An 11,090-nucleotide genomic window follows, 5' to 3' on the forward strand; every position below is an offset into this window, starting at 1 on the left:
CGCGAGGACCGGGCCTCGCCGCCTCAGCGGTCGAGCGCCTCCGCGAGGCGCCGGGTGACCGCCCGAAGTTCGAGCTCGACCCCGCGGACGCGCTCGTCGAGAGCCGCCGCGGTGTCGGCGGCCTGCTCGGCGGCCGCCGCACCCGCCGCCTCGGACGAGGCTCGGTCGGCCGCGACCGACGCGCTGAGCTCGTCCAGCGCCTCCCGGAGGCCCGCCGACTCGTCGCGCAGCACGGAGACGTCGCCCTGCACCGCGCTCAGCTCGCCGCGGAGCCCGGCCACCTCGTCGCGCAGCGCCGCCGTCTCGGCGCGCAGCTCCTCCGTGCGCAGCCGCGCCTGCTCGAACCAGGGGGCGACCAGCCGGTGCACGGCATCGCGGAGCACGACGCCGCCGCGGCCGAGCCGGGTGGGCGCGGAGCCGGGGTCCTGGAGGAAGTCGTGGTCAGTGGTCATCGTCGTGGTCCCGTCCGGAGAAGCGGCGGTGGAGCACGTCCATCGCCCGCAGATCCTTGTCCATGATGTCGGCCTCGAGGGTGGTGTCGGCGAGGCGGTCGGCGAGGCCAGGCCGGGAGCGGCGCTCGAGCGAGGCCTCGATCAGCTCGACGGAGCGCTCGAACGAGAGCGGTCCGCGCGCCGCGGCCCGGCCCCGCCGACCGAGCGCCTCGAGGTCCACGGCCCCGCTCGCCACGTCCCGCATCGCCTCGAGGAGCGCCGGGGCCGAGCGGGTGATCTTGATGCAGTCGACGCCGTCGATGAGGAACTCCGCTACTCCGCTGGCCGCCGTCACGATCGGCACGGCGCCCGCCGCGGCCGCCTCGACCGGCGCGACGCCGAACGCCTCTCCGGCCCAGGTCGGGAAGAGGAACGCGTCGGCGCGGCCGTGCGCGGCGAGCACCTCGGCGTGCGGCGTCGCTCCGTGGAACTCGACCAGGCCGGCCAGGCCCGCCTCGTCCGCCCGGGCGCGCCAGCCGTCCACGTCTCCGTCGCCGTAGAGGTCCACGCGGAAGTCGCGGGTCTCCTCCGCGAGAGACGCCGCCGCCTCCAGCACCAGCCCGACGCCCTTGTGCTCGCCGAGCGACGCGGCGAACGTGAACCGGGTGGTCCCGCCCTCGCGGTAGCGCCGCGGCTCCGCGATGTCGGGGGGAACCGACACTCCGCGCCCGATCACCTCGATCTCGCCCAGGCTCAGCCCGCCGGCCTCGATCGCGTCGACGAGGGAGCGGCTGACCGCGACGATCTCGCCGCGGTCGAAGTGGTCGGGGGCCTGGGCGCCGTAGACGCGGAGCACGCGCTCGGGCAGCCCGTCGACCAGGGCGTTCGGGATGCGGTCGCCGAGGTTCCACATCCACGGGGCCTCCACCGCCCGCAGCAGGTCGATCAGCGCGAGGCCGCCGATCCCGAGCAGGTTGAAGGCCACCACGTGGGTCGGCGCGAAGTCGCGCAGCTCCTCGAGCAGGATGCGGGTGTTCTCGAACCGCGAGACGGCGCTCTCGTGGTGCAGCAGCTGAGCGATCTCGCCGCCCGTCTGCGGCAGCGGGAAGTAGGTGCGCAGGCTCAGCGTGCGGTGCACCTCGACGCCCGAGGGCTCCGGCGGCAGGTAGGTCGGCGTGGTCAGCACGCGCACGGTGTGGCCGCGGACCGCCATCGCCTCCGCGACGCGCGCACAGGTCATCTCGTATCCGCCGAGCACCTGCGGCGGGTAGAGGTTGCTCACGAACAGCAGGCGCATCACCCCACCTCCCCTCTCGCGGAGGCGCCCGCCGCGATCCGCGCCGTCACCTCGGGCGTGTAGGCCGCGCGGGCCTGGCGGTCATTGCCGCCGTCCCAGTAGTTGACGAGGTAGAGCCCGGACTGCTGCGTCCGCGGCACGAACGGGAACAGCTGGGCCCGGGGCTCGATCTGCGCGATCCGGTAGCCGGCGTCGACCGCGCGCACGTGCAGCCAGATGTCGTCGGCGTCCGGGGCGATCTCGCGGAACGCCTCCCCGTGCGCGGCGATCTCACCGAGGAGCGCGGCGGGCAGCAGCTGCCCGGAGACGGAGGTGCCGAAGACGTCGGTCGACGCGCGCGTGTCGGCGACCGGCGTCCAGCTCGTGTACGGAGCCACGGCGCCGTCGACGATCCCCACCCGGTGGGCGCGGTAGCAGAGCACGGTCTCGCGGGGGTAGCGCGAGCGGGCGTCGAGCAGACCCCTCAGCCAGGTGCGCGGGTACACGATGTCGTCGTCGGAGGTGACGAGGTCGCGCTCCCCCGCCCGGCCCGAGAGCAGGTGCGGGTAGTACTTCGTGTGCACGCGGTAGCCGTCGACCAGGCGGATCTCGACGCCGCGGCGGCGGAGGCGGCGCAGCGGCGCGGGCAGGTCGGCGTGCAGGGCCGGGTCGTCGAGCCAGAGCACCAGGCGCGCGGGCCGGGCGTCGCCGCGGGCGATCGACTCGAGCGCCACGTGGACCCGCTGCAGCCGCTCGCCGTGCGTGGTCATCGTCACCACGACCTCGCCCGCCGGATCGACCGCGGAGCGGCGGGAGAAGCGGTTGGCCAGGTCGAGCAGCAGCAGCTCGCGCCGGAGCGCGGGCGAGGGGTGGTCGATCGGCCGGGCGGCGATCACGGCGGCGCGGCGCTTCGAGAGGCGCTGAGGGGCGGAGCGGACGACCCGGGCCGCGGAGCGCAGCCGCGTGCGGGGGCGGACACGACGGCCCAGCGCCGCGAGGCGCGTGCGGGGCCGGACGCGCCGGCCGACGGCGGCGAGAGCGGGATGCATCGGTCCAGGTTAGCCGGAGGCGCCCGGGGGCCCTGCGCCGGTCAGGGCTCGTCGACGACCGCGAAGGCCCGCACCGGGAAGGTCCCGAAGCCCCGCACCTTCGGCGGCACGGCGGTGAAGCGCGCCCCTGTCGCCGGCAGCCCGCCGAGGCCGGTGAGGTGCTCGACGACGTGCACTCCCGCGGCGAGGAGGGCCGAGTGCGCGGGCCGCGATCCGCCCGACTCCGTGTCGTCGATGTTCACCGAGTCGATGCCGACCAGCACCGCGCCGGCGGCGACGAGCGACTCCGCCGCCGCGCCGCTGAGGAAGGGGGCGCCCCTGCCGTACCCGGGCGTGGCGAAGTGCGCGTCCCAGCCGGTGCGGAGGAGGACGGCGGCGCCGCGGACGTCGAGTCCCGCGACCGCGTCCGCACTGATGCCCCGTCCGGTGGCTCCGGTCGCGTCGACCACGACGGCAGGCAGATCGACCAGCGTCTCGAGGCGGAGAGCGGCGAGATCGGCTCCGCCCTCGTAGCGGTGGAACGGGCTGTCGAGGTAGGTGCCCGTGTTCCCGATCATCTCGATGACGTCCATCGCGAACTCGGTGCCGGGCGCATAGGAGGCGCGGGACGCCTCACGCGTGAGGTGCGACCGGATGCGCGGAGCGGGCAGGCCCGGGTAGGTCACCAGCCCGTCCGCGACGGTGTGGCTGAGATCGACGAAGCGGCGCGAGGAGGTCATGCGCCCGATCCTGGCAGGGGCCGGATCGGGCGCACCATCGAGATGCCGCCCCGCGGGGCGGCGTTCCCGCCTCTACTTCTTCGGCAGCGCCGCCGACAGGTCCGCGATCAGGTCCGACGAGTCCTCGAGGCCCACCGAGAGGCGCACCAGCGACTCCGAGACCTCCAGCGGCGTGCCCTTCACCGACGCGTGCGTCATCTCACTCGGGTAGCCGATCAGCGACTCGACGCCGCCCAGCGACTCCGCGAGCTGGAACAGCTCGGTCGACTCGGCGAACTTCCGGGCCGCGCGCGGCGTCGCGAGCTCGAGCGAGAGCATCCCGCCGAACCGCGACATCTGGCGCTTCGCCAGCTCGTGGCCGGGGTGCGAGGGCAGGCCCGGGTAGTGCACGGCCGTCACCGCCGGGTGCTCGACGAGGAACTCGGCGACCGCCTGCGCGTTGACGGAGTGGCGCTCCATCCGCACCCCGAGGGTCTTGATGCCGCGGACCGTGAGCCATGCGTCCATCGGGCCCGAGATCGCTCCGACCGCGAACTGCAGGAACGCGATCTTCTCGGCCAGCGGCCCCGAGCGCAGGGCGAGCGCGCCGCCGACGACGTCCGAATGGCCGCCGAGGTACTTCGTGGTCGAGTGCACGACCACGTCGGCACCGAGTGCCAGCGGCTGCTGCAGCGCGGACGAGGCGAAGGTGTTGTCGACGACGACGATCAGGTCGTGCGCGTGGGCCAGGTCGGCGAGCTCGGCGATGTCGCTGATGGTCATCAGCGGGTTCGACGGGGTCTCGACCCAGAGCATCTTCGTCTCGCCGGGGACGATCGCCCGCTGCACCTCGCGGAGGTTCGACATGTCGACGGCCGTGTTGCGCACGCCCCAGGCGCTGTGCACCCGGTCGATCAGGCGGTGGCTGCCGCCGTACGCGTCGTTGCCCAGGACGACGTGGTCGCCGGGCGCGAGGGCGGCGCGCAGCAGGGTGTCCTCGGCGGCGAGGCCGGAGGAGAAGGAGTAGGCGACGTCCGCGCCCTCGAGCGAGGCGATGAGCTCCTGGAGCGAGTCGCGCGTCGGGTTCGCCGAGCGGGCGTACTCGTAGCCGCCCCGGAGACCGCCGATGCCGTCCTGGACGAACGTGGAGGTCATGTAGACGGGCGGCACGACCGCCCCGGTGGTCGGATCGAACTCCTGGCCGGCGTGGATGGCGCGGGTGTCGAAGTGCTGCTTCTTGGGCATGGTGCGGGCTCCCTGGGTCGGAGGTGCGGAGGCGGCGGCCGTCAGGCCGTGGCGTAGGTGAGAAGGTCCTGTCGGGTGATCACCGCGACGGGCTTGCCCTCGTCGGTGACGAGGAGGGCGCTGTGCTCGGTGAGCGCGGCGCGGGCGGCGGTGATGCTCTCGCCGAGCCCGATCAGCGCGAGCGCGTCGCCCACGCAGTCGCCGAGCGGGTCGTTCATCGAGGCGGATCCGGCGAAGACGCGGTCGAGCAGCTCGCGCTCGTCGACGGCTCCGACGACCTCGCCCATCACGACCGGCGGCTCGGCGGTCAGCACCGGGAGCTGCGAGACGCCGTACTCGGTCATGATGCCGATCGCGTCGCGGATCGTGTCGGTCGGGTGCGCGTGCACGAGCGCCGGGAGGTCGGCCTGCCCGCTCGCCGCCCGCGCGCGGAGCACGTCGCGGACGGTGCCCTCGTCGCGCATCTCGAGGAAGCCGTAGGAGCGCATCCAGCGGTCGTTGAAGATCTTGCCGAGGTAGCCGCGCCCGCCGTCCGGAAGGAGCACGACGACGACGTCGTCCGGCCCGAGACCGGCGGCGGCCTTGAGCGCGACGGAGACGGCGAGCCCGCTCGATCCGCCGACGAGCAGCCCCTCCTCGCGGGCGAGGCGGCGGGTCATCGCGAACGACTCGGCGTCGCTGGAGGCGATGATCCGGTCGACCACGCTCGGGTCGTACGCGCTCGGCCAGAAGTCCTCGCCGACGCCCTCGGTCAGGTACGGGCGACCGCCGCCGCCCGAGTAGACGGAGCCCTCGGGGTCGGCGCCGACGATCTGCACGCGGCCCTCCGACATCTCCTTGAGGTAGCGGCCGACGCCGCTGATGGTGCCGCCCGTGCCGACTCCCGCGACGAAGTGGGTGAGCCGGCCGGCGGTGTCGCGCCAGATCTCGGGGCCCGTGGTCTCGTAGTGGCTGAGCGGTCCGTTGAGGTTCGCGTACTGGTTGGGCTTGAAGGCGCCGGGGATCTCGCGGGCGAGGCGGTCCGAGACGGAGTAGTAGGAGGCGGGGTCCTCCGGAGCGACCGCCGTCGGCGTCACGACGATCTCGGCCCCGTAGGCGGTGAGGACGTTGCGCTTGTCCTCCCCCACCTTGTCCGGCAGCACGAACACGCAGCGGTAGCCGCGCTGCTGCGCGACGAGGGCGAGGCCGATGCCGGTGTTGCCGCTGGTCGGCTCCACGATGGTGCCGCCGGGCTTCAGCAGCCCGTCGCGCTCGGCTGCGTCGATGATGCGGGTCGCGATGCGGTCCTTCGACGAGCCGCCGGGGTTCAGGTACTCGACCTTGACCAGCACGGTCGCCTGCACGCCCGCCGCGACCGGGCCCAGCTTCACCAGCGGGGTGTCGCCGATGAGGTCGAGGACCGAATCGGCGTAGGCCATCCCGGTCTCCGGGCGTGCGGGAAGGGCGCGATCCAGGCTCATCCCGCCAGCGTAGCAACCGGCTCCCGGCGTGTGACGGGGGTGGGCGGAGGCACAGGGAGCGGTCTCGGGAGGGGAGTGCCGCCGGTCGCGCCGGTGCCCTATCGTGGGGGTCCGCGAGCGCCGCCGTCGACCCGGAACGGACCCCGAATGACCTCACCGATCGCCGCACCGCCGCGGCGTCCGGCCGACATCCACCTCCTCCGCCTGCTCGGCCCGGCGCTGGTCGCCGGAGTCGCCTACCTCGACCCGGGCAACGTCGCCAGCAACATGACGGCCGGCGCCCGGTTCGGCTACCTCCTGGTCTGGGTGGTGGTGCTCGGCAACCTGATGGCCTGGCTCATCCAGTACCTCTCGGCGAAGCTCGGCCTGATGACCGGCCGCAGCCTCCCCGAGCTGCTCGGCGACCGCCTGTGCGGCCGCTGGGGCCGCCGGGCCTACTGGCTGCAGGCCGAGACGGTCGCGATGGCGACCGACCTGGCCGAGGTGATCGGCGGCGCGATCGCGCTCAACCTGCTCTTCGGACTGCCGCTGCTGGCCGGCGGCGTGGTCACCGGCGCGGTCTCGCTGGTGCTGCTGCTCGTGCAGACGCGGGGCGGGGCGCAGCCGTTCGAGCGGGTGATCACGGCGCTGATGGTGCTGATCGCCGTCGGCTTCACGGTCGGCGTGGTCGTCGATCCCCCGGACGCGGGCGCGACCGTCGCCGGTCTCGTGCCGCGCTTCGAGGGCTCGGAGTCGGTGCTGCTCGCCGCCTCGATCCTCGGCGCGACCGTCATGCCCCACGCGATCTACGCCCACTCCGCGCTCGCCCGCGACCGCTTCGGCCACGTCGAGGGCGTCGGCGCGCGCCGGAGGATCCTGGTCGCCACCCGGATCGACGTGACGATCGCGCTCGCCATCGCCGGCACCGTGAACCTCGCGATCCTGCTCCTCGCCGCGCACTCCCTCGCGGGAGTCGCCGGGACCGACAGCCTCGAGGGCGCCCACGCGGCCATCGGGGCGGCGCTCGGACCGGTGGTCGCGACCCTGTTCGCCGTCGGCCTGCTCGCCTCCGGCCTCGCCTCGACCTCGGTCGGCGCGTACGCGGGAGCCGAGATCATGCACGGTCTGCTCCAGGTGCGGGTGCCACTCGTCGCCCGTCGTCTCGTCACGCTGATCCCGGCGCTCCTGGTGCTCGCGATCGGCTTCGACCCGACGCGCGCGCTGGTGCTCAGCCAGGTGGTCCTGTCGTTCGGCATCCCCTTCGCGCTCGTGCCGCTCGTGATCCTGACCCGCGACCGCCGCCTGATGGGCGACCAGACGAACCGCTGGTTCACCACCCTCGCCGCCGCCCTGGCCGCCGTCTTCCTCATCGTCCTGAACGGCCTGCTGCTCTGGCTCACCTTCGCCCCCTGAGCGGAGCCACGGCGCACCGTCCCACTCCTCCGCGGCTTCCTCTCCCGCTGATCGAGCGGCCCGCTCCGCGGGCGCATCGAGATCCCCCTGACCGCGCATTGATCCGATCCGAAGCCTCGCTCGTTATCCTCTGAGAGCGCCTCTCAGGCGCCTGCGCCCGCCACAGGCGCCTTCCGCCCTCAGAACGAGAGACGCCGCCGTGCCCAAAGACACGATGTCCGCCAAGAACCGCGCCCGACAGGAGAAGCTCGAGGCCTACAAGCGCGAGCAGGACCGCCGCAAGCGCGGCTCCCGCATCTGGATCTGGTCGTTGTCGGCCCTGGCCGTCCTCGCGGTCGGCGGGATCGTCGCGGTCACCGTCTTCGGGAACCAGCAGATCGTCGAGGCGCGCGAGATCGACGGCCTGCAGACCTTCGACAACGACGCCACCCACGTCGCCGGCGCCGTCGACTACCCGCAGACCCCGCCGGCGGGGGGCCCGCACAACGCCGTGTGGATGAACTGCGGCGTCTACGACGAGCCCGTCCCGAACGAGAACGCGGTGCACGACCTCGAGCACGGCGCCGTCTGGGCCACCTACGACCCCGAGCTCCCGCAGAGCGAGGTCGACGCGCTGATCGCCGCGATGCCCGACACCTACTCCGTCGTCTCGCCCTACGAGGGCCTCGAGTCGCCCATCGTGCTGAGCGCCTGGGACGCCCAGGTCGCGATCGACTCGCCCGAGGACCCCCGCATCGATGCCTTCGTCGAGCGATTCTGGCAGTCCTCGAGCGCTCCGGAGCCCGGCGCCCCTTGCACCGGAGGGATCGATGCGCCCGGCAAGCAGTAGGGGCCGGATCCTCGTCGCCGCGGTCGCCGTGGTCGCGCTCCTCCTCGGGGCGGCCGGCGGCTACCTCTTCGGCGCGCTCGCCCCGTTCGCCTCCGCCGCGACGCCCTCGAGCGCCAGCGCCGAAGCGGGTTTCGCGCGCGACATGCAGGTGCACCACCTGCAGGGCGCCGAGCTGGCGATGATCGCCCGCGAGCGCAGCGCCGACGACGAGGTCCTCACTGTCTCGAAGGACATCCTGCTCACCCAGCAGCAGCAGGCCGGGCAGCTCTTCGGCTGGCTGAACTCGTGGGGCCTGCCGCAGGCTGCTCCGGAGCCCTCGATGACCTGGATGGGCCGGCCGACCCTGGCCGGAGCCGCCGACGAGCACTCGTCGATGGGGATGGGGACCGAGGACGGCGTCGTGCCGGCGAGCATGCCCGGTCTCGCGACACCGGACCAGATCACGGCCCTCAGCAGCGCGACGGGCCGCGACTTCGACCGGATGTTCCTCGAGCTGATGATCGCCCACCACCGCGGCGCGATCGACATGGCCGAGGCGCTGCTCGCCCGGAGCCGCGTGACGGTCGCCACCGACTTCGCCTCCTCCGTCGTGAAGGCCCAGGAGGCCGAGATCTCGCTGATGGAGCAGATGCTCGAGGACCGCCCGGCGGAGTGACCGCTTCCGGCGCGCACGACATCGGCTGAGACTGGTGCGCCTCCCCCACCGGTAGGGGCACGTGCTCTCCGCCGACGTCGTGCACGGGGCCCGGCGACTCAGACGGCGTCGGCTGCGAGTAGCCCCGCGAAGTCCGGCCGCCGATCCGCGGCTCAGCCCTGGAGGGCCGACTCCGTCTGCTGTGCGTAGAGCGAGGCGTAGAGACCGCCGAGGCCGAGCAGCTCGCGGTGGGTGCCCGACTCGACGATCCGGCCGCCCTCGACGACGTGGATGACGTCGGCCGACACGATGGTCGAGAGCCGGTGGGCGATCGCGATCGTGGTGCGGCCGCGGGCGGCGTCGTCGAGCGCGGTCTGGACGATCCGCTCCGAGACGGTGTCGAGGGCGCTGGTCGCCTCGTCGAGGATGAGGACCGCCGGGTCTTTCAGCAGGACGCGCGCGATCGCGAGCCGCTGCTTCTCGCCTCCGGAGAGCCGGTAGCCGCGCTCGCCGACCAGTGTGTCGTAGCCGTCGGGGAACGACGTGATCGTCGCGTGGATGTTCGCGGCGCGGGCGGCCGCCTCCAGCTCCTCCTGCGTCGCGTCCGGGCGGGCGTAGCGGAGGTTGTCGCCGATCGTCGCGTGGAAGAGGTAGGTCTCCTGGCTGACGATGCCGATGTGCGAGACGAGCGACTCCTGCCGCAGCTCGCGCACGTCGGTGCCGGCGAAGCGCACCGCTCCCCCGGCCACGTCGTAGAGGCGCGGGACGAGGTACGAGATGGTGGTCTTGCCCGCGCCGGAGGGACCGACGAAGGCGACGAACTGGCCCAGCTCGATCGCGACCGAGACGTGGTCGAGCGTCGGGCGCGCGTCCTCCGCCTGGTCGGGGTAGCGGAACACGACGTCGTCGAGCTCGACCCGGCCGAGCTCGCCCGAGACCTCGCGTGCATCCGCCCGATCCGTGATCGCCGGGCGCAGGTCCAGGTACTCGAAGATGCGGGCGAACAGCGCTCCGGCCGTCTGCAGGTCGAGCGCGACGCGCATCAGGCCCAGGAGCGGCCACATCAGGCGCGCCTGCACGGTGGTGAAGGCCACGACGGTCCCGGCGGTGACGGTGGTGCCGCCGAGGATCAGCCAGGCGGCCACGAGGTACACGATCACGGGGATGACGGAGAGGAAGATCTGCACCATCGCGAAGAACCACTGGCCGGACATCTGCTGCCGCACCTGGAGCTCGATCTGGCGGCCGTTCTCGTCGGCGTAGCGCGTCACCTCCGACTCCTGGCGGCCGAAGCTCTTGGCGAGGAGGATGCCCGAGACGCTCAGGGTCTCCTGGGTGATCGCGGTCATCTCGGACAGCGACTCCTGCGTCTTCGTCGCGATGCGCGCCCTCACCTGGCCGACGCGGCGCTGGGCCACGACGAGCACCGGAGTGAGGACGAGGGCGACGATCGTCATCTGCCACGAGAGCAGGAGCATCGCGACGACGGCCGCGATCACGGTGACGGTGTTGCCGAGCACGCTCGAGACGGTGTTCGTCAGCACGTTGGCCACGCCGCCCACGTCGTTGGCGAGGCGCGACTGGATGACGCCGGTGCGGGTGCGGGTGAAGAAGCCGAGCTCCATCGCCTGCAGGTGGCGGAAGAGGCGGATGCGCAGCTCCCCCATGACCGTGTTGCCGACGGTCGCGGTGAGGTAGGTCTGCCAGACGCCGAGGATCGCCGAGAACGCCCAGACCAGCACCATGACGCCGACCAGCTCGAGCAGCACGGGGAGGTTCGGGCGTCCGCCGGGCGGGAAGAGCCCGCGGTCGAAGGCCAGCTGGGTGAGGAGCGGCGGCACCACCGTGAGGGCGGCGCCGACGAGAACGAGGATCACGGTGAGCGTGAGCTTGGGGCGGTGGTCGCGGAAGAGTCCCGCGATGCGCCGGAGCAGGTCGTCGACCTTCGGAGCCGCCGCGTTGATCTCCCGCTGGCTGTCCGGATCGCTGCTCGAGATCCTCCCGCCGCGCGCCCCTCCGCGCATCCCGCCGCCTGCCGCGACGTCACCCATCCTGCTCACGGCTCGACCCTAGCCC

Annotated in this window: 10 protein-coding genes; 3 read left to right on the forward strand and 7 right to left on the reverse strand. The window is 73.1% G+C overall.

Annotated elements, in window-relative coordinates; all coding sequences use genetic code 11:
• Positions 1–23 precede the first annotated feature (23 nt).
• From C5D66_RS10150 to C5D66_RS10175, 6 genes are all read right to left on the reverse strand, one after another.
• Positions 24–452, reverse strand: coding sequence for a hypothetical protein (locus tag C5D66_RS10150; RefSeq protein ID WP_104256353.1), 429 nt, complete (start codon positions 450–452; stop codon positions 24–26).
• A complete protein-coding gene (locus tag C5D66_RS10155) occupies positions 442–1,728 on the reverse strand; it encodes a glycosyltransferase (protein ID WP_104256354.1) in 1,287 nt (428 codons plus the stop codon). Before C5D66_RS10155 ends, C5D66_RS10150 begins: the two co-directional genes overlap by 11 nt.
• On the reverse strand, positions 1,728–2,756 hold the full coding sequence (locus C5D66_RS10160; RefSeq protein ID WP_104256355.1) for a glycosyltransferase: 1,029 nt from the start codon (positions 2,754–2,756) through the stop codon (positions 1,728–1,730). Before C5D66_RS10160 ends, C5D66_RS10155 begins: the two co-directional genes overlap by 1 nt.
• Before the next feature lie 41 nt (positions 2,757–2,797).
• On the reverse strand, positions 2,798–3,475 hold the full coding sequence (locus tag C5D66_RS10165) for a cyclase family protein (protein ID WP_104256356.1): 678 nt from the start codon (positions 3,473–3,475) through the stop codon (positions 2,798–2,800).
• Between the two features lie 72 nt (positions 3,476–3,547).
• On the reverse strand, positions 3,548–4,699 hold the full coding sequence (locus tag C5D66_RS10170; RefSeq protein WP_104224345.1) for a cystathionine gamma-synthase: 1,152 nt from the start codon (positions 4,697–4,699) through the stop codon (positions 3,548–3,550).
• Positions 4,700–4,740: 41 nt separating this feature from the next.
• Positions 4,741–6,117: a cystathionine beta-synthase gene (locus C5D66_RS10175; protein ID WP_104256357.1), complete on the reverse strand. Its 1,377-nt coding sequence runs from the start codon at positions 6,115–6,117 to the stop codon at positions 4,741–4,743.
• Between the two features lie 189 nt (positions 6,118–6,306).
• Here C5D66_RS10175 and C5D66_RS10180 point away from each other — a divergent pair, with 189 nt between their 5' ends.
• The 3 genes from C5D66_RS10180 (at position 6,307) to C5D66_RS10190 (ending at position 9,035) form a co-directional block, all read left to right on the forward strand.
• Positions 6,307–7,551 (forward strand): Nramp family divalent metal transporter, encoded by a 1,245-nt coding sequence (locus C5D66_RS10180; RefSeq protein WP_104256358.1) that lies wholly within the window; start codon positions 6,307–6,309, stop codon positions 7,549–7,551.
• Between the two features lie 199 nt (positions 7,552–7,750).
• Positions 7,751–8,380 (forward strand): DUF3105 domain-containing protein, encoded by a 630-nt coding sequence (locus C5D66_RS10185; protein WP_244230507.1) that lies wholly within the window; start codon positions 7,751–7,753, stop codon positions 8,378–8,380.
• Positions 8,361–9,035: a DUF305 domain-containing protein gene (locus tag C5D66_RS10190; protein ID WP_104256359.1), complete on the forward strand. Its 675-nt coding sequence runs from the start codon at positions 8,361–8,363 to the stop codon at positions 9,033–9,035. Before C5D66_RS10185 ends, C5D66_RS10190 begins: the two co-directional genes overlap by 20 nt.
• Positions 9,036–9,187: 152 nt before the next feature.
• On the opposite strand, the gene C5D66_RS10195 is transcribed toward C5D66_RS10190, so the two are convergent.
• A complete protein-coding gene (locus C5D66_RS10195; RefSeq protein WP_104256360.1) occupies positions 9,188–11,065 on the reverse strand; it encodes an ABC transporter ATP-binding protein in 1,878 nt (625 codons plus the stop codon).
• Positions 11,066–11,090 lie beyond the last annotated feature (25 nt).

This window comes from Rathayibacter sp. AY1B4, assembly GCF_002932815.1.
Classification (GTDB): Bacteria; Actinomycetota; Actinomycetes; order Actinomycetales; family Microbacteriaceae; genus Rathayibacter.